Annotated in this window: 13 protein-coding genes and 1 pseudogene; 10 read left to right on the top strand and 4 right to left on the bottom strand. The window is 55.3% G+C overall.

The annotated features are described in order from the left end of the window. Positions 1-98 precede the first annotated feature (98 nt). A complete protein-coding gene (locus AC6ROY_RS20875; RefSeq protein ID WP_500102534.1) occupies positions 99-1,187 on the bottom strand; it encodes an LLM class flavin-dependent oxidoreductase in 1,089 nt (362 codons plus the stop codon). A 174-nt stretch (positions 1,188-1,361) separates the two neighbouring features. Here AC6ROY_RS20875 and AC6ROY_RS20880 point away from each other — a divergent pair, with 174 nt between their 5' ends. The 5 genes and pseudogenes from AC6ROY_RS20880 to AC6ROY_RS20900 all read left to right on the top strand — a co-directional run bounded on the left by AC6ROY_RS20880 (position 1,362) and on the right by AC6ROY_RS20900 (position 8,191). Continuing rightward, positions 1,362-2,273 carry a tyrosine-type recombinase/integrase gene (locus AC6ROY_RS20880; RefSeq protein ID WP_500102535.1) on the top strand — a complete coding sequence of 304 codons (912 nt, stop codon included), beginning with the start codon at positions 1,362-1,364 and terminating at the stop codon, positions 2,271-2,273. 293 nt (positions 2,274-2,566) lie between these two features. After that, positions 2,567-3,707: pseudogene (locus AC6ROY_RS20885) on the top strand (RNA-guided endonuclease InsQ/TnpB family protein). Positions 3,708-3,830: 123 nt separating this feature from the next. Next, a complete protein-coding gene (locus AC6ROY_RS20890) occupies positions 3,831-5,822 on the top strand; it encodes a stalk domain-containing protein (RefSeq protein WP_500102536.1) in 1,992 nt (663 codons plus the stop codon). A gap of 51 nt (positions 5,823-5,873) precedes the next feature. Beyond that, the gene (locus AC6ROY_RS20895; RefSeq protein ID WP_500102537.1) at positions 5,874-7,682 is read left to right on the top strand and encodes a stalk domain-containing protein; all 1,809 of its coding nucleotides are present in this window, start codon (positions 5,874-5,876) and stop codon (positions 7,680-7,682) included. 131 nt (positions 7,683-7,813) lie between these two features. Further along, positions 7,814-8,191 carry a hypothetical protein gene (locus tag AC6ROY_RS20900; RefSeq protein WP_500102538.1) on the top strand — a complete coding sequence of 126 codons (378 nt, stop codon included), beginning with the start codon at positions 7,814-7,816 and terminating at the stop codon, positions 8,189-8,191. Positions 8,192-8,379: 188 nt separating this feature from the next. Here AC6ROY_RS20900 and AC6ROY_RS20905 read toward each other — a convergent pair whose 3' ends face one another. After that, positions 8,380-9,174 (bottom strand): PhzF family phenazine biosynthesis protein, encoded by a 795-nt coding sequence (locus tag AC6ROY_RS20905; RefSeq protein ID WP_500102539.1) that lies wholly within the window; start codon positions 9,172-9,174, stop codon positions 8,380-8,382. A 148-nt stretch (positions 9,175-9,322) separates the two neighbouring features. On the opposite strand from AC6ROY_RS20905, the gene AC6ROY_RS20910 reads away from it, so the two are divergent. Further along, on the top strand, positions 9,323-9,676 hold the full coding sequence (locus tag AC6ROY_RS20910) for a YheC/YheD family protein (protein ID WP_500102540.1): 354 nt from the start codon (positions 9,323-9,325) through the stop codon (positions 9,674-9,676). Positions 9,677-9,682: 6 nt separating this feature from the next. On the opposite strand, the gene AC6ROY_RS20915 is transcribed toward AC6ROY_RS20910, so the two are convergent. Beyond that, complete coding sequence (locus AC6ROY_RS20915) at positions 9,683-10,231, bottom strand: GNAT family N-acetyltransferase (RefSeq protein ID WP_500102541.1); 549 nt, start codon at positions 10,229-10,231, stop codon at positions 9,683-9,685. A gap of 197 nt (positions 10,232-10,428) precedes the next feature. On the opposite strand from AC6ROY_RS20915, the gene AC6ROY_RS20920 reads away from it, so the two are divergent. From AC6ROY_RS20920 to AC6ROY_RS20930, 3 genes are all read left to right on the top strand, one after another. After that, entirely contained in the window at positions 10,429-10,758 is a 330-nt protein-coding gene (locus AC6ROY_RS20920) for an ArsR/SmtB family transcription factor (protein WP_500102542.1), read from the top strand. Positions 10,759-10,933: 175 nt separating this feature from the next. Next, positions 10,934-12,688, top strand: coding sequence for a SulP family inorganic anion transporter (locus AC6ROY_RS20925; protein ID WP_500102587.1), 1,755 nt, complete (start codon positions 10,934-10,936; stop codon positions 12,686-12,688). A 132-nt stretch (positions 12,689-12,820) separates the two neighbouring features. Next, complete coding sequence (locus AC6ROY_RS20930; protein WP_500102543.1) at positions 12,821-13,498, top strand: DUF1796 family putative cysteine peptidase; 678 nt, start codon at positions 12,821-12,823, stop codon at positions 13,496-13,498. Positions 13,499-13,695: 197 nt separating this feature from the next. Here AC6ROY_RS20930 and AC6ROY_RS20935 read toward each other — a convergent pair whose 3' ends face one another. Then, positions 13,696-17,880, bottom strand: a complete 4,185-nt coding sequence (locus AC6ROY_RS20935) for a sulfite reductase subunit alpha (protein WP_500102544.1) — start codon at positions 17,878-17,880, stop codon at positions 13,696-13,698. Positions 17,881-18,147: 267 nt separating this feature from the next. Here AC6ROY_RS20935 and AC6ROY_RS20940 point away from each other — a divergent pair, with 267 nt between their 5' ends. Next, positions 18,148-18,567: a MarR family winged helix-turn-helix transcriptional regulator gene (locus AC6ROY_RS20940; protein ID WP_500102545.1), complete on the top strand. Its 420-nt coding sequence runs from the start codon at positions 18,148-18,150 to the stop codon at positions 18,565-18,567. Positions 18,568-18,680 lie beyond the last annotated feature (113 nt).

Raw genomic sequence — 18,680 nt, forward strand, 5'->3', positions numbered from 1 at the left:
GCTTGCTATTTTGGTGCGTGACTCCTGCCTCGACTAAGGCAAGCATCACGCCTGCTGGCCCGAGTCAACGCGGAGTCTACGCGAGTCCACGCTCCAGCCTAGTTGGCAGCCGTCTCGCGGGCCAGCTCCTTGCGTACGATCGGCGCAACTTTAGTGCCGAGCAGCTCGATCGCGTGCAGCAGGTCGCGGTGCGGCATCGTCCCGACGTTGACATGCAGGAAAAACCGGGTGACGCCGAGGTTTTTGCGCAGCAGTAAAATTTTCTCCGCGACGTACTCCGGATCGCCGACATACAACGCGCCGCGCATGCTGCGGGCTGCGTCAAAGGTTGCGCGGCTGTACGACTGTCCCCAGCCCCGCTCGCGTCCGATCACGTTCATCTGGGCCTGTGTCGGCGCAAAAAACTGCTCGGCCGCCAGCTCCGTCGTGTCGCTGACGAAGCCGTGCGAATGGGTCGCAATTTGCAGCTTGCTCAGATCATGCCCGGCCTTCGCCGCAGCTTCCTTATACAAGGACACCAGCGGAGCGAAGCTCTCCGGCATGCCGCCGATAATGGCAAACGCAATAGGCAGCCCCAGCACGCCGGCGCGAATCGCGGATTGCGGGTTCCCGCCGCTTGCGATCCAGACAGGCAGCGGGCTTTGCACGGCGCGAGGGTAGACGGGCAGGTTATGGATCGGCGCGCGGTGGCGGCCGGACCAGGTTACCTTTTCCGAATCGCGGATCGCCAGCAGCAGCTCCAGCTTCTCCTCGAACAATTCATCATAATCCTCCAGGCTGTAGCCGAACAGGGGGAAGGATTCGATAAACGAACCGCGTCCGGCCATAATTTCCGCCCGGCCGTTCGAGATGCCGTCCAGGGTGGAGAAGGACTGGTACACGCGAACCGGATCGTCGGAGGACAGCACCGTGACGGCGCTCGTCAGCCGGATCTGCTTCGTCATCGCTGCGGCAGCTGCCAGCACGACAGCAGGGGCGCTGCCCGCATAGTCGGACCGGTGATGCTCGCCGACGCCATATACATCAAGTCCGACCTGATCGGCCAGGACGATTTCCTCTACCGCGTTGCGCAGACGTTCTGCGTGACTGATCGTTTTGCCGGTTTGCAGATCGGGGGTTGCTTCCAAAAATGTGCTGATGCCAATTTCCATCGTTGCGGTTTCAGTTGCTGCAGGTTCACTTGCCATAGTAACGCCTCCTTCATGAATACCTCTAGTTTACTTATTTTTGTATTGCTTCTCAACTATAGTAAGCGTATTTTGGGACTTTTAATTTCAAACAAGCGCCAAATATACATTTGCTGCTTGTTTTTCGACCGTTTTTTCGCTATGCTGGGAGGAAAAGCAGAGGAGGCGGAGGTCGTGGAGCATTATGCCGAGCAAGAGCAGGATTTAAGCGATTTTCTCATTTTTTTGGAGAACGGCGGCTATACGTCCCGCACGCAGGCTGAATATGTACGGGAAGCGGCAACCTTTCTGCGCTATGTCCAGCTGCCCCCCTCTAAAGTAACGAAGTCCCATATTATGCGATACCAGAAGGTGATGCGTGACCGGGGAGCCGGGGACGGGGCGATTAACCGGATGGTGTCGGCGGTGCGGTGCTTTTATCATGCGCTGAATGAATTTGAGAAGCTCCAGGGCAACCCGGCGATGACGGTCAAGAAGTCGAAGGTCGAGAAGCATAAGACGCCGGTGTTTCTGAGCGAGGATGAGTTGGCTGACTTCATCGCCTGCGTGAGCGGACGCTACCGGCTGCGCAATCTGGCGATATGCTTGCTGATGGCCTACGGTGGACTGCGTGTGTCCGAGGTGCGTGCGCTCAACCTGGAGCATGTGCAGCTCGAAGGACAAGCTTCGCTGACCTTCATGGGCAAAGGACGGAAGTGGCGCGTCGTGCCGCTGCACGAAGGCGTTGCCGAGGTGCTGGCCGCCTATATCCGCGAACGGCAGCAGCCGAGGCACGGGGAGCTGTCGGCGCTGTTTGTCTCGCAGGAGGGACGCCGGATCGGCCTTCGGACGATTCAGACCATTGTAGACCGGACCTCGCTTGCCGTGAAAACGAGCCGCCCGACGCTCAAGGACAAGAAGATCAGCAGCCACAAGCTGCGGCATACGTTTGCAACGACGCATTTTCGCCGGGGCACGGATTTGCGGACGCTTCAGGAGCTTCTGGGGCATTCGGACATTTCCACGACGCAAATTTATACCCATGTCGATAACAAGCAGCTGGCCGAGGCCCAGGAACGCATTCGTCCGCGCCTGCCTGTGTTATAATGGTGCTCTACCCGATCAATTAGTCAAAGGAGAATGCGATAAGGAACTTGCTGAATGATTAAATGTATCCATAAAAACGCTTCAAAGATGGAAGGTATGCTGACGACATATCGAACACCGACAGATCGAAGATCCTATTCGCATGAATAATATAGTACCTATACTGGTGCTTCTCAAAAACGAAAATAAAGGCAAGGCTGTTATCTATACTAGAGTTTCCAAAATCATTGCAGATGAAGGTGTAGAGTATACGGATTAAGAACATACAAAGAAGACATAAAGGATGAATTCGAATGAGATCGTACAAAACAGAGATTCAATTGAATGAAGAACAAAAGCAACTATTCAATCGAACTCTCGGAGTTTGTAGATTCGTCTATAATTTTTATCTCGCACACAATCAAGAGAGACGTAAAAAAATGAAAAATTCAGGTCAGGAATGGACTTTTCTAAGTCGTTAAATAAAGAATTCATACCGAATAACCCTGAATACACGTGGATTAAAGAGGTTTATGCTGAAGCGGTTAAGCAGTCGATTATGAATGTGGAGAAATTACCGAGGTTTAAAAAGAAGAAAAATCAGAACGTAAAGATGTATTTTGTAAAAAATGATGCAAACATGATGATTCCATGTGAACGCCACAGAATCAAAATACCTACGCTTGGATGGGTGAAGTTAAAAGAGTTTGGCTACTTGCCTACAAAGTCAATCATTAGAAGTGGAACCGTTTCACAACGAGCAGGCAGCTACTATGTCTCTGTTTTAGTAGACGAACAGATCGAAAAGAGAAACGTTACGTATCGAGATGGGATTGGGATTGATTTAGGAGTTAAAGATTTTGCAATCCTGTCTAATCAAGATCAACCCGTACAAAATATAAACAAAATATCTAAAGTGAACAAGCTGGAAAAGTCATTGAAGCGTCAGCAACGAAAACTTTCGAGAAAATACGAAAGTTATAAAAAATCCAAAAACAAAAAGGAGGAATCTGCTACTAGGCAAAATATCCAGAAACAAGTCCTCAAGGTACAGAGATACAGAGACTTCATCAACAAATTTCTAATATTCGAGAAAACCACATTAACCAAGCGGTTAATCAGGTCATAAAGCAAAAACCAAGTTTTATAACGATTGAGGACTTGAATGTTAGAGGAATGATGAAGAATCGGCATTTAGCCAAAGCAGTAGTGGGGCAATCCTTCCATCAATTCAGTGCGAAGTTAGAAGTAAAATGCAAAAGGAATGGAATTGAATTGAGAATGGTTGATCGTTTCTATCCCTCATCCAAACTGTGTTTTTGTTGTGGACATAAGAAAGTTGATTTGAAACTCTCAAATCGAATCTAGGTCTGCGATCATTGTGGAAGCAGGATGGATCGAGATGTGAACGCTGCTGTTAATTTAAAAAATGCTACCGTGTATAAAATCGCATAAGCAAGCGAATGTACACATGTACCGATGGCTAGTCGGGAATTTAAGCCTTTGGAGTGCTCTATCAAATGTTAGTAGACCGTTATTTGTCGAGAACAGGCACATTGAAGAAGGAATATTCTTGATATGGATATAGTTGTTCGTATTTTAAGTAGCAGTACGTTGAATTTGAAGAAAAAACATCTGGCCGCGCTTGCCCTTGTGCTGGCGACAGCGCTGGCCGCGCAACCCCGTGTGTCAGCGATTGACGCTGCAGGCACGACGATACATATTGAAATGGAAGCTCAGCAGCGCTTTGCGGACATCGACGGTCGCCCGGTGCCGCTGGAAACCGCAGCCGAGTTGATCGACGACAGCTTGTATGTGCCGCTCCGCTGGCTCAGCGAGCAGGTCGGCATGGAAGCCGTCTGGCATGAAGAGCGTCGGGTTGTCGGCTTGAAGGCGCCGCTTGCTTATCTGGAATGGGATCTGGAGCGCGGAACGGCGGCGGTCAACGGCGTGCAGGCTGAAGAGGCGGATACGGCTGTTGTGCGCCATGGCGCCTTGCTGGTCAAGCTGCACTGGGTCGCACCGTACATGACGCTGAAGGTTGATCCGCTGGCCGAGCCGGGACAATCTGTCGCACGCAAGGCTGTTGTGACTTATGTGACGCCGACAGATACCGCTTACAAGGAATCTGATTATGCCGGGGATACGCAGCCCAATTCAAGCCCGATTGCCGTATTTGCTACGGACAAAGCGACTTACCGGCTCGGCGAGCCTGTCCACTATCTCGATCTGAGCTATGATCCCGATGCCGAAGGCTTGCCTGAATACCGGTGGACGGGCAAGCGGGAAGCGTTTTTCGAGCCGGGCACCTATACGGTGTCCATGGAAACCCGCGACCGCCACGGCAGCTGGAGCAAGACGTATACCCGCCAGATTCGGGTTACGGCGGAGCGTTATTTAAGCGAAGCCGAATACCCGTGGTACAGGAGTCCTGTAGGCTCGCTGATCAAGCCGCAAACTGCGGCCTGGCAGGCTGCGGCCGAGCATGCCCAGCCCTTGAACGGACTGGTGACGACGTCATCGTACCGTCCTCGTGTCCTCAGCGGTGAGCAGCCGGTTATTCGGCAGCTTGGGGCAATCCGGCAGCAGAGCGTGACCGGTCTGACCCGGCTGGCCGCTTACCACAGCAACGGCATGGCGAAGCCGGTTGAGCTGAAGCTGCTCGCTTATAACGATTCAGCTGCCAGCCGGACGCTGCGTACAACGGCTCAAGGCGAGCTGCCGCCGACTGTGCTGCACCGCTCGCTCAGCAGGGAAGCGGTCGCCGACTTTTTGCTCCAGCCTGCTGGCGGAGCTGCCGTTGAGGTGCCCCCGGGCAAAACGGTCGAGCTGGGCACGGTCAGGCTGGAGCCGGGGCAAGGAACCGTGCTGCTGCGTGACGTGACAACAGACGGCCCGCTGCGGATCGGCTTCGCAGCTGCCCAGGTCGGCGATGCGGCGCAATCCTTCCGCCAGCTGTTCACGCCGGCGATGCAGGCTGAACTGCCGAAGGAGCATCGACCGACGGGCAGCGTCGGTGCCGCCGCTTTGCCCGCTGGCGGCAACCAGGTCAGCCGTGCTGACGCCTTGCTTTCGGACGGGTTGGCTGACAAGCGTGCTGAGATTCCTGTTGAGGTGCCGGGCAGCCTGCCGGATACAGGCTTAGGCACGTCGTCGGCTGATTCTGCTCCTGACAAGCAGCAGCCTTCCGTTGATCCGCGCACCGCTTACGCGCTGTCCGAAATTCGGCTGGACGTGGTCGAGCCGGAGAAAAACTTGACCGCCGTTTCAGTCTGGTCCAGTGAGCCGCTTTCCGTGTCCGAGCTTGGCGTGCTGCAGACGCTTCATTATAATAAGCCGCAGCCTACGGCGATTGCGCTGCACGTAAAGGTCGGACAAGCCGACGGCGTGCTGCGGGTGGACGGCCAGCTTGTGCCGCTGCCCTACGGAGGGTTGACGGCCGAGGACGGCGCGTTTGTCGTCGCCCGGACGAACGGCCTGGAGTCCGCCGTCCACATCGAATGGATGGCTGCGCCGGGCAGCAGCCCGCAGGTCGAGTGGATACTGTACCCGCTGCCGGAAAAAAAGTGAGCCTGCTGCGCGCACAGCCGCAGTTACCTATATAGAGAAGGGATTTATAACGTGATCATATTTAACTATCTAGTCAAGCTTCGTCCGTGGCTGCTGGCGGTTGGCGCTTTTTGCCTGATCGGCGCTCACAGCGGGCAATCGGCGCTGGCTGCCGCTTCGGTGCCCGAGGGCAACCATCTGCTGCTGTACCCCGAAGCCTCGACCGCCTACCTGAACGGCACCGAGCTGAAGCATTCGCTGCCGCTGCTCAAGCGCAGCGACCATTATTATTTGCCCGTAGCGGAGCTGACCAACTGGCTGGGCTTGCCTGTGCAATGGAATGAACAGAAGGGAGCGGCGCAAATGACGACTCCGCAGGCGTTTCTGGAGCTGTCGCTTGCTAATAAAACTGTATATGTCAACGGCTCGGCACAGCCTTGGGGCGAGGAGGTGCGGCTGGAGCAGGAACGGCTGTATATCGGTCTGACGTTTCTTGAGCGTTATGTGGCGATTCAATCGCGCATCGAGGAAGGACGGGGGCGGGTGGAATTAACGTACATCCGGTCGGGCAACGATCCGTCGCTGTTTGCCAACGATACGCTGCCCAACGTGAAGCCGGTCGCCAAATTTGTGGTAGACCGGGAGTTTTACCGCATCGGCGAGCCGATCCGATACACGGACCTGAGCTACGATCCGAAAGGCGACAAGCTGTCGGGTGTGCAGTGGACGGGCAACGCCGAAGCGATCTTCACGCCAGGCTTGTATAAAGTATCGCTGCAGGTGACGGACAGCACGGGTCAAGCGAGCGAAACGTTTTCCCGCAACGTGCTGGTTAAGAATGAGCCGTATCTCGATGCGTTTACGTACGAGGTGTACCACCGGCCAGTCGGTACGTTTGTGAAGGAGGAAGAAACGGTGCTGCGGCAGCGGCTGCGTGGCATTCCGGCGTTGAAGCTGACCGAGCGGAAGCCGTCCGATCGTCCGCTGATTGTCAGCGACAGTCCGGAAACGTTTACCGAGAAAGGCATGCTGTACCGGGACAAGGTCGACGGCAAAGCCCGCCTGTATGCGGACCATGTAAACGGCACTGCCCGTAAAATGAAATTCGCTATTATTGCGCATAATCCAAGCAAGACGCAGCAGGTGACGGTCAAGACGACGAATCAGGGTGAAGTGTACCCTTCGATTTATGCGAATTTGATCGGCAATGAAGCAACCATAGAATTTCTGCAGGGCGACCGACAGCCGGAGCAAGCCCAGCAGCTGGCGCTGAAGCCGGGCGAATCCGCGTATTACCGGACGATGCCAAACTTTTATCCGGGGCAAGGCGTCAATGTCATCTATGATGTCGAGACGGACGGCGAGGTTGAGTTTACGTTCGTCGCGCTGGAGCAGGATGAAGGACTGGAGCAGGTCGCCGACTTTCCGGCGCTGCCGTACAGCGGCAATGTGCGCGGCACGTTTACCGGCTCCGAGGTGCAGTGGGACGTGGATGCATCCAGGCTGGAGAAGCCCTCCAGCTTCCCGATTGGCGACGGACAGACCGACGTATTTGTAACCGGGTATGATGCTTTCGAGCAGAAGCCGTCCACCAATCTCGGTAATTACGGTGTGATGTACCATATCCATGTGGAAGCGCCGCCGAAAATGTCCGTGCTTGTTTTGCCGCGCGGCGGCGTGTTCAAGGGACCGTTTATGGTCAACGGCAGCATTGTGCAGACACCGCCGTCCGGTGTTATGATGGATTACCAGGGTTATACGATTATTGCCCGGACGAACGGCACCGAGCCGTCACTTGATTTGGCGTTTTCGCCTGCGGCCGGATCGGCGTTTCCGGTTGACGTTATCTTTTACCCGCTGGACGGAGAAAATGAATCCTAAACCGAAGTAGCGATACATGATGCTGCAACCAAGACCTCCCAGTTAAGCTTGACCGGCTTGTCGTTCTCGGGCGCCTCCAGGCATGAATGGTAGGAAATTTACCTACATTCATGCGAAAAGGAGCCTTCAGGATGAACAACCTGCCTGTGAACAGTAAGTCAATGAGCAACAAGTCAATGAGCAACAAGTCCAGCGTGCGATCCCATGTGTGGAAGCTTTATGTATTCCGCTTCTTTTCCAGCCTGATCCCTGCTTATGTCATTGAGCGGCTGTTCTGGGAAGAGCGGGGCATGACGGTGCAGCTGGTCGTTTATGCGGAAATTTTGTTTGCGGCTGCGGCGATGGGCTGCCTGGAATTTGCGCTGCTGCTGGGCGCTTCGTCGTTCTGGCAGTTCGCGCTTGTTATGGTTCTCACCGGGCTTGGCCGCACGGCCAGCAGCGGGGCGGAGGAGGCTTTGCTTTCGGTTATTTCGCAGCCCGCTGGGACGTGTTCGGGGGACATGGCCTGATTGCGATCGTGTGCGGACTGTTTCTGATTTATGTTAGGCTAGCTGCGCCCAAGGCTCTGGAATAGCAGGGTGCTGCCTACAGGCGACAACGGCTAACTCAGACGAGCTAGCCGTTGTTTTTTTGAAGAAAAGCTGTCGCTAAAGCACGCATGCAGCTTCGGCGAAGGCGCTTCGATCAGAAGCTTTTCTTAGGCGTCCAGCGATTCAAGCTGCAGGTCGGCAATCGCAAAAATCACGGCGGAGCCGCGAATTTTTACCCGGTCGCCGACGAATTTGCAGTGCAACGTTCCACCGCGTTTCGAGAGCTGTCTCGCTACCAGATCCGATTTGCCCAGCCGTTTGGCCCAGAAGGGAACAAGACTGCAATGCGCGGAGCCGCAAACGGGATCTTCGTTGACATCCAGCTTCGGAAAAAAGCTTCTGGATACAAAATCGAAGCTGCTGCCTTCAGCCGTAATCAGAACACCCAAGCCTTGCGGCAATTGTTTTAGTTTGGAGAAATCCGGCGCCGCATGCCGCACATCGTCCTCGTTATTCAGCACCAGCATAAGATCGCGGCTGAGGTAAGCTTCGGCGGGCGTGACGCCAAGCGCTTCGATCATTTGCGAGGCGAGGGGGAGCGGTTCCGGCATTCTGCTGGGAAAATCCAGCTCATAGCAATCTCCGATTTTATCAACAATAAGCTCGCCGCTTAACGTTCGAAACGATAAGCGCTCGACGGAGGTGTCATAGTAGTTGGAGATGACATAAGCCGTAGCCAACGTGGCGTGTCCGCACAGATCAATTTCTTCTACCGGCGTAAACCACCGTAAATGATAGGCGGCCTGATCTTCCTTGACGGCAAAGGCCGTTTCGGAGAGATTATTTTCCGCGGCGATTTTTTGCATCAGCTCTGCGGACAGCCAATCCTCCAGGATACAAACCCCCGCAGGATTTCCTTCGAATAACTTCTCGGCAAATGCATCCACCACATAGTAGTTCATTAGGTCAATCCTCCTCCAGGCTTCAGTGAGCAGCAAGTAGCTAAGCTAGGTTTAGTTTAACCAAAGTATAAGGGAGGAGCTTAACCTTTCGCAAGGCGAGGGGGGCTGCCCGAGTTATTTGTTTACATAATATTAATTATGTATATTTATGAAAACAGAGGTCCGAAGTGTACGGAGCCAACCATTCCACGGGGGAAAGCCGGCTCCATATGCTTTATTCACATATGCTGTTGTGCTGCGAGCAGCCCGGCAAATCGAGCGACAACACCCCTTGCAGCGAATATTAGGCTTCGATATCGGCTTTGACCTTACGGGTCAGGTATGGATCATCGAGGTTAACTTCAAGCCGCTCATTTCACCTTTCAGGGAATTGAAGGATCGGTCCATGCTGCGAAACATATTACGCTATCGGAAAGGTAAACGGATATTTAGAAGGAAAAGAGCAGCTAGGCGGTTCGTTCACCTTAAAAAATCACGTGCTGCCAGAAATAAGTTGACATAATAATTATTATGTACTCTTTAATCGTCCCATCACAAGCGTATCGTAAAAGACACCGTCCGACAGCAGCTTGTCCTGCCTTAAAACGCCTTCGACCATAAAGCCATGCTGCTTGTACAGACGAATGGCTCTGTCATTCGTTTCCAGCACCTGCAGGTTGATTTTTCTGATCCCCTGAGCATCGGCCCAGGAGATGGAGGCGGCCAGCAAGCTTTTCCCGATGCCGCAGCCCCAAAACTCCTTCAATACAGCTACGCCGAATTCAACCTTATGCGCCATCCGGCTTAAATCCGTTCCTGCGCATCGAGAAAATCCGACGATCCGATCCTGAACGGCCGCCACCAGAAACAAGCTTCGCGGATGCTCGCTGTCCTCTCGAATAATAGACTCAAAGCCGGGCGCGTCGATGAAGGCCTCTCCTGGCTTTCGGTCCAAATTTTCCGTTTCTCCATCCACTTGCAGACGCAAAGCGGACAGCGCCGGGGCATCGGTCGTATTTGCGGACCGGATCGTATACGCAATCCCGTTTCCAGTACATGTGCTGTGCTCCATGATCATGCGTTGGTTTCACTCGCTTTCGATTTTATTGACCGTCGTGTAGTTCGTGAAGGTGATAGGCATTATACAGCACCTGCCGTCGAATAGCAATTTTTTCCAAGGTGTTTCAGTCGTGTCATCTTGGAGCATGTTTTTGCTTGACGTTGTGTTATGATATTCATATATTCAAAAGTAAAGCCAGTAGGGGAGCGTAAGCGATGAGTCAACCTATCCAGCAATTCAAAGCCGACTTTTTTAAGGCGCTGGCGCATCCAATGCGAATTCGAATTCTTGAGGTTTTGAGTGAGGGCGATAAAAATGTAAACGAAATCCAAAGTATTTTAGGCTCGGAAGGCTCAGCCGTTTCCCAACAGCTGTCGGTACTGCGAAATAAAAATGTCGTGACAGGCATCAAGGACGGGACGTCCGTTATTTATTCCCTCCGTGACCCGCTGATTAAAGATTTGCTTGCAGTCACGAAGCAGATCTTCGATAATCATCTCGTTGACGCCATTGCTTTGCTTGAAGTCATTCGAAATGAACCCTAGCCGGAAAACAAGGGTATCCGTGAGCAATAGCAGGGATCACCTTGTTTTTTTGCTATCCGCTCCCGAATTTGCCAAGCAAGCCTGGGTTTTTGGCGATTGACATTCATCATTGCCGGGAGTAACATTTCACATATATTCAAATAATCAAATATATGAAGAAAAGAAGGGTTGTCCGATGAAATGGATGGGAAGGTTTGAAGGCTACCATGCGGCCGCATTTCGTAAGGATCTCATTTCTGGCCTCATTGTTGGTATTATCGCCATTCCACTAGGGATGGCGTTTGCTATTGCTTCCGGCGTGAAGCCGGAATATGGCATTTATACAACGATTGTTGCCGGTATTTGTATTTCCTTGTTCGGAGGCTCCAAATTTCAAATTGGCGGCCCAACCGGTGCATTCATTCCGATTCTCCTCGCCATTGTCATGCAGGTAGGCTACGAAAATTTATTGATCGCGGGATTTATGGCGGGAATCATCCTTGTTCTGATGGGGGTATGCAAGCTTGGCGTGTTGATCAGGTTTATTCCGCGTCCTGTCACGCTCGGGTTTACAGCCGGCATTGCGGTCATTATTTTCACCGGGCAAATTGCCGGCTTTTTAGGCTTGAGAGGGATCGAGAAGCATGAGCATTTTTTGCCCAATATGAAGGAAATTGTGATGAACCTCGCAACCACGAATTTCTACAGTGTAAGTACAGCGGCGGTTTGTTTGGTTGTTATGCTCCTGACACCTCGTTTTCTGCCAAAGGTTCCGGGTTCTCTGGCAGGGCTGGTCGTCTCGACTGTAGTAGCGACCGTACTGTTCAAGGGAGACGTAGCGACGATCAGGTCGTCATTCGGGGCCATTCCAAACACATTGCCTCATTTTCATTTCCCTGAGCTGAGCTGGGATCGCATTGAAGCTTTGCTTGGCCCCGCCTTTATGATCGCTATGCTCGGCGGCATCGAATCGCTGCTGTCGGCAGTTGTAGCTGACGGGATGACCGGCAGCCGCCATGACAGTAACCGGGAGCTGATCGGACAAGGCATCGCCAATATGATTACCCCTCTCTTTGGCGGCATTCCCGCGACAGGAGCGATAGCACGGACGGCCACCAATATCAAAAACGGTGCGTTTTCGCCGCTGTCCGGCGTTATCCATGGACTTGTGGTCTGGCTGGTGCTCCTGTTGTTTGCGCCTTATGCCTCAGAGATTCCACTTGCCAGCATGGCGCCTGTTTTGATGCTCGTTGCCTGGAATATGAGTGAACGGAACGAATTTGTCCATGTCTTGAAAACCAAAACGAGCGATTCCGCGATCCTTCTCATTACCTTTGTCCTGACTGTCCTTACGGATATAACAACAGCTGTTGAAATCGGCCTCCTGTTGACGGTTCTTTTGTTTGTGAAAAAAATGAGCGACGGCTTGGTTGTAACCAAAGTATTGCCTGACCCCAAAGCCAGACACGAAAAAGTGAAAGCCCACAGGGTCACGGAAGCCCGCGATTGTCCGCAAATCGGCATGTATACCATCGAAGGAGCGCTTTTTTTCGGCGTTGCCAATAAATTTGAACAGCTCATCCCTGACCCGACTCTGCCGCAGTCCAACGTGCTGCTTTTGCGCATGGGAAAAGTACCCTTTATGGACACTACAGGTGAATCGACTCTGGCAAGCCTGGTGAAGCATTGTGCCAAATCAGGCGGCATCGTGCTTGTATCCGGCATTCAAGCCCAGCCTTTGGACGTGTTGCAGAAGACCGGCTTATACACGCAAATTGGCGCCGAGCACTTTTTTGAGCATACGGGTGAGGCGCTGGACTTCGCATTATTGCAGCTGGATTTGAAAAAGTGCCTCGGCTGCAGGCAGGCTGCTTTCCGGGAATGCGCCTCATTATGCAGCAAAGAGTCTCAACCAGAACAGCGCTCTAATCTGAAGGAGGCTGTCATCTGAATTTAGTTTACATAGTTTACTTTATGTAAACTAAATTCACCACTTTCCGGGCAAACGCATACTGTAGTACGGAGCTTCCGGGCAATCGCCTGGACAGACAACTCCATGATGCAAACGCCGGGAGTGAATGCGATGAGATGGAACGAATGTGTCGGTGCTTATAAAAGCTACATCAGCCTCGGGTCAACGTGTCAGGTTTCCTATCAGCTGGAAAGGCTGGGGCTGCGGCAGGCGGCAGGTCCGCTGGACTGGTTTACGTCCGATTCGATTCCCGGTCTGGTTCATTTGCTGCGCCGGCGCTTCAAAGGGCTGATGGACTTCGATAAGCTTCGCCTTGTGGACCGGACGCAGGAATGCTTTGTGATCCACGACCCGGTATACGATATTGTGTCTTATCACGATTTTCCGCTGACGAATCCGCGCTGGTGGGACGCTTACCCGGCATTTAAGGCGAAGCTGGACCGGCGTGTTGCCCGATTCGGGCAGACGATTCAGCAGAAGCCAGTGCTGTTCATTCGTACCGGAGCGAGCAGGGAGGAGGCGGTGCAGCTCAAGGCTGCGCTGGATACCCTGATGCAAGGCGGGTACCGCCTGCTCCTAATTAACACGCATGCAGTCCCGCGTTGGGAGGTGACGGAGGAGAGCTGGGGCTTGCCGGACGTGTGTGCGGTCAAGGTGCCGCAAGGGCCAAGCTGGCGGGGCTCGGACTACGCCTGGAACCAGGTTATGAGCGGATTTTCACTCGCAGGCAAGCCAGCAGCAGGAGCGGAGGGAGCGGCGTTTCAGCCAAGCTCTCCGTACATGCTGTGAGCGGTACGGCGCCATGCGGCTCAGCTTCATGATCCTTGACACGGACTCGGTCCCGGACTGCTTACTCCGCCTGATGGAGCAGGCAAATGCGCCTACAAAACCGCCGAGCCCCGGCTGTTCGTCTGAACAACCGGGGCTCGGCGGTTTGTCGTGTTAAATGGAGTCATTCGCGTGCAGGCTGCGGGGCGAACGCATGACTACGCATATACATCCCGTACATATCGCTTGGCTTGCGCCATTTCCTTCACGTAAGCTTCGGCCTCGTCCGCGCTCATTCCGCCGTGCTGCCGGACGACCTGCTTGAGCGCTGCATCGACCTCCTTGGCCATCCGGCTGGCATCTCCGCACACGTAGAAATGCGCGCCCTGCTGCAGCCAGGCCCATAGCTCCGCTCCATGCTCCAGCATCCGGTGCTGGACGTACAGCTTATCCTCCTGATCGCGAGAGAACGCTGTGTCCAGCCGATGCAAATAGCCTTCCTTGCGCAGCGCCTCCAGCTCATCCTGGAAGTAGAAGTCGAAGTCCGCCCGCTGCTCGCCGAAAATAAGCCAGTTTTTCCCTGCCGCCTTGGTGGCCTGCCGCTCCTGCAAAAAGCCGCGGAACGGTCCGACACCCGTACCCGGCCCGACCATAATCATCGGCGCGTCCGGGTCGGCCGGGGGATGAAAGTGCGCCGACGGCTGGACAAAAATCGGGACAAGGCCGTCAGCGGCCCGGTCGGCGAGAAAGCTGGAGCACACGCCATTTCGCGGCTTGCCTTCGTATGCATACCGTACCGTCGAGATGCTGACATGCACCTGATCCGGGTGCGCCTTGGAGCTGGAGGAGATGGAATAGAGCCGCGGCTGGAGCGGCTTCAACTGCTGCACCAGCTCCTGGGCCGTTGCTGCGATCGGGAACTGCTGCAGCAAATCGACGAGCTGGCGGCCCCACAGCCAATTTTTCAGCTCCGCCTTTTGCTCCTTTTGCAGCAGCCGTTCCAGCTCGGCGCTCTGCGACCGCTGCTGGACGAATTGCAGCAGGCCGGGCGTAATCCGGGCTATTTCCAGATGCCGCTCCAGCGCCTCCAGCAAGGAAACCTGTCTGTCCTTGACCGTAACCGGAGCATCGGCAGGAAGCTTTAACGCTTCAAGCAATTCACAAGCCAGCTCCGGGCTGTTCGTCGGCCAGATGCCGAGCGCATCGCCTGCCTTGTAGTGCAAGCCGCTATTGCGGATGTCGAAGGCATACAGGCGCGTATCCTTCTCCGAGCCTTCGCGGTTCAGCCGCCGGTTGATCACCATGGGCGCATGCAGCGGATGGGCGCGATCTATGGGCACAGCGACGGGAGGAGCAGGCTCCGATTCCGGCTGGCTGAGCGCCTGCTCAACGCCCTGTATCCAGGCGGTAGCCGGCTCTTCATCGTCCGTGTCGCAATCGGCGCGCGCTGCAAGACTGCGTGCGCCGAGCTGCGCCAGCCGGGCGTCGAGCAGACGGCCGAAGCCGCAAAAGGAATCATAGCTCGAATCGCCGAAGGCCAGCACGGCATAGCGCAGCTCCGTGAGGCGAGGGGCATCCTCCGCCTGCAGCGACCGCCAGAAATCGGCTGCGTGATCCGGCGGATCGCCCGCGCCAAAAGTGCTGGCGACAAACAGCGCCACAGCTTCTCCTGCCAGTCCGGCAGGTGTGAGCTGATCCATCGGCACAAGCCGGACGGCGTAGCCGGCCGCTTCCAGCCGCTTGGCGGTCACTTTGGCTGCGTCCTCCGCATTGCCTGTCTGGGACGCCCACACAACGGTGACTTGCGGCCGAGCATCCGCGCTCCCGGCAGGTTCCGCTGTTGATGGAGCAGCGGCGGGGGCAGAAGCCGCGGGAGCGGGAGGGGCAAGCGTCGCGACGCCGCCGCCGCCGGCTTCAGGCTCAGGCAAGTACGTGCGCGAAAACAATCCCGCCAGGACGCCGTCCAGCCAATAACGCTTGATCGGCTCCAGCGGCGCGGTGGAAGGCAGTACAGGCACGCCGGGCACGGCGCGGGTTTCATTTTCGCGCAAGCTCGTCAGAAATCCGGAAAGATACACCTTCTCGGTCGTATCCAGCGTCACGGCTTGTGAAGATTCAATGCCCAGCATACGGGCTAACGTGTCGATTTGAGCCATGTAAACTTCCTCCTTCGGAATGGTTTCGATGTCGTCCGCATAGCCGGCGGGAATGCCGCTGTCCTCGGGACAGACGGCAGGCGCTGCGGCAGGAAGGGCCGCACGGACGAGCGTGACGGCGCAGCATTTCAATTCGGGCTGGAAGGAAATCGGGTCCACCGCATCCTGGGTAACCTCATTGATTGCCAGCTGTTCCCCGAACGTGTCATTCCAGTGGAAAGGGGAGAAGCAGCTGCCGGGACGCACCCGGTCGGTCACGACCGCAGGCAGGAAAGCGGAGCCGCGCCGCGAGCGGATTTCCACGCGATCCTGATCGGCGATCCCGAGCGCTGCGGCATCCTCCGGGTTTATTTCAACAAACGGTCCGGGGTTCAGCTTGTTGAGCTTCGCAATTTTGCCCGTTTTGGTCATCGTATGCCATTGATGCTGCACCCGCCCTGTGTTTAGCACAAACGGGTACTCGCTGTCCGGCATCTCGGCCGGCGGCATATAGGGACGGGCGAGAAACTGCCCCTTGCCGCTGTCGGTCGGAAACACAAGCCGAGGCTTCGTTCCGTCTGCGTTTAGCTTGAGCGTCTGGCTGACGCCGTCATTCGTATAGCGGATCGGGTTGCGGTCGTGCGCGCTAGCCGGGGCGCTGGGCCATTGGATCGGCGTTTCACGCAGCCGCTCGTAGGTTGCTCCGCGAATGTCGTAGCCGGTTTTCGGGTTCCAGGCCTGCTGGATTTCCCGGTAAACCTCCTCGGCCGACCCGTACGTAAAGGCGTCCGCATACCCCATCTCACAGGCGACCCGCGCGATAATTTGCCAGTCCGCCAGCGCTTCGCCCGGCGGCTCGACAGCCTGCTGCATCAGCGTCAGATTGCGCTCCGAGTTGATCATAACCCCCTCGGCTTCGGCCCACAGCGCACCGGGGAGCAGGATGTCGGCATAGCGGTTTGTTTCCGTGTCCAGAAACGCATCCTGCGTAATGACCAGCTCTGCCGTCTGCAGTCCTGCGATCACCTGCTTGCGGTTGGACACCGTTGCGACCGGATTCGTGCAGATGATCCAGCACGCTTTAATATCGCCGGCCTGCATACGCTGGAACATGGAGATCGTGCCGCTGCCGCCCTCGGTTCGCAGCGTGCCGCGCGAGATGCTCCACAGGTCCTCGATGAAGTGCCGCTCGCTTTCGACGAGCAGCGAACGCTGGCCGGGCAGGCCGGGGCCCATATAGCCCATCTCACGGCCGCCCATCGCATTCGGCTGACCCGTCAGAGAGAAGGGGCCGCTGCCCGGCCGGCAAATTTTGCCGGTCGCGAGGTGCAGATTGCAGATCGCGTTCGTATGCCAGGTGCCGTGCGTGCTCTGATTGAGGCCCATCGTCCAGCAGCTCATCCAGTCGGGCGATTCGCCGATCCACTGGGCCGCCTGGCGAATATCCGCCTCCGGGAGTCCGGTCATGTCGGCAACCCGCTCAGGCGTGTAAGCTTCCAGAAATTCGGGCATCTGCTCCCAGCCGGAAGTAAATTCCTGAATAAAGGCGGGGTCCGTCTGCCCGTTCCGCACGAGCAGGTGCAGCAGCCCGTTCAGCAGCGCAAGGTCGGTTCCCGGCCGGATCGGCATATACAGCGTCGCCTTGTCGGCGGTTGCGTTGCGCCTCGGATCAACCACGATCATCTTCGCCCCGGCCTTGATCCGGTCCATGACCCGCAAAAACAAGATCGGATGGCAGTCCGCCATATTGGCCCCGATGACGAAAAATAGGTCGGTCCGGTCGATATCCTCATACGAGCCGGGAGGACCGTCAGCGCCCAGCGACAGCTTGTAGCCGCTGCCCGCGCTCGCCATACAGAGGCGTGAATTGGACTCGATATGCTGCGTGCGAACATACCCTTTTGCGAGCTTATTAATGAGATATTGCGACTCCAGCGACATTTGGCCGGATACGTAGAAGGAAAGGGCGTCCGGACCGTGCTCGTCGAGTATCGACCGCAGCCGCCGAGCCGTTTCGCTGATCATCCGGTCCATCGGCTTCCGGATCAGCTCGCCTCCGCGGGCGGGCCGCTCATGCGCGTACTCCAGACGTCCGGATTCTGTAAGTGCCTGCTCACAGGTGTTGCCCTTCGTACAGAGCCGTCCGAAATTGGTCGGATGCTCCTTGTCGCCGCTTACCTTGACGACCCGGTTATCTGCCACCTCAAGAACGATCCCACAGCCGACTCCGCAGTAGGGACACACGCTTTTTATTTTTTTCGTTGCCATATCGGGATCACCAGCATTTCTAGACAGGGAATGTAAGTCATAAAACCTAACACCGTTGTTCAAAATATATATCGCAAAGCGATTGAAGTCAAGGTTTTTATGTTATATAAACTAACATAAAACGACCCGAATTTCTGTTTCCAACGAATCGTAACGAAACTCGCCTATAAAGGTAACATTACGTAAGCGAGGTACGGATTATCATTGTCCCCGGCCCGAGAATACGGTACATTGGAAGTATTCTAATTTGGTGAGAGGGACGGGATCATGCAGCCAGGAAAACTGTCGAAAGAAATATACGAACAGCTTGCCTTATTTCGCTATCGCATCCGCAAATTTATTCGCTTCAGCGAGGAAGCGGCGCGGGCGAAAGGATTAACGCCGCAATACCACCAGCTGATGCTTGCGATCATGGGCTTCCCCGAGCGCGATTATGCGACGCCCAAGGAGCTGGCCGAGCGGCTGCAAATTACTCCGCATGCCTGCATCGAGCTGGTCAAGCGCTGTGAGGGGCTTGAGCTGGTACAGCGATTTCCGAATCCCGAGGATGGGCGCAGCGTATTTGTGCGCTTGACCGAACGCGGGATGACCTTGCTGGAGGAGCTGTCCGAAATTCACCGGGACGAGGTGACCCGGGCAGGCTTGCTGGAATTCCGGTCGCATGAACAGCCGGATACGCAGTCGTAGCCCGCAGCAGCGGCTTGATGATCGTTGCCATCCTTGATCGCCAGCCGGCATCCAGGGCCGGCCGGTCATCTGCGCGGCTGATCAGGAATGCAAGAGCAAGCATATCAACTAAA

It is taken from the genome of Paenibacillus sp. sg306046 (genome assembly GCF_059821225.1).

Excerpts from the sequence above, each read along its gene's own strand:
- AC6ROY_RS20875 (WP_500102534.1), bottom strand. The coding sequence starts at position 1,187 with ATGGCAAGTGAACCTGCAGCAACTGAAACCGCAACGATGGAAATTGGC.
- AC6ROY_RS20890 (WP_500102536.1), top strand. The coding sequence starts at position 3,831 with ATGGATATAGTTGTTCGTATTTTAAGTAGCAGTACGTTGAATTTGAAG.
- AC6ROY_RS20900 (WP_500102538.1), top strand. The coding sequence starts at position 7,814 with ATGAACAACCTGCCTGTGAACAGTAAGTCAATGAGCAACAAGTCAATG.
- AC6ROY_RS20905 (WP_500102539.1), bottom strand. The coding sequence starts at position 9,174 with ATGAACTACTATGTGGTGGATGCATTTGCCGAGAAGTTATTCGAAGGA.
- AC6ROY_RS20910 (WP_500102540.1), top strand. The coding sequence starts at position 9,323 with ATGAAAACAGAGGTCCGAAGTGTACGGAGCCAACCATTCCACGGGGGA.
- AC6ROY_RS20915 (WP_500102541.1), bottom strand. The coding sequence starts at position 10,231 with ATGATCATGGAGCACAGCACATGTACTGGAAACGGGATTGCGTATACG.
- AC6ROY_RS20920 (WP_500102542.1), top strand. The coding sequence starts at position 10,429 with ATGAGTCAACCTATCCAGCAATTCAAAGCCGACTTTTTTAAGGCGCTG.
- AC6ROY_RS20925 (WP_500102587.1), top strand. The coding sequence starts at position 10,934 with ATGAAATGGATGGGAAGGTTTGAAGGCTACCATGCGGCCGCATTTCGT.
- AC6ROY_RS20930 (WP_500102543.1), top strand. The coding sequence starts at position 12,821 with ATGAGATGGAACGAATGTGTCGGTGCTTATAAAAGCTACATCAGCCTC.
- AC6ROY_RS20935 (WP_500102544.1), bottom strand. The coding sequence starts at position 17,880 with ATGGCAACGAAAAAAATAAAAAGCGTGTGTCCCTACTGCGGAGTCGGC.
- AC6ROY_RS20940 (WP_500102545.1), top strand. The coding sequence starts at position 18,148 with ATGCAGCCAGGAAAACTGTCGAAAGAAATATACGAACAGCTTGCCTTA.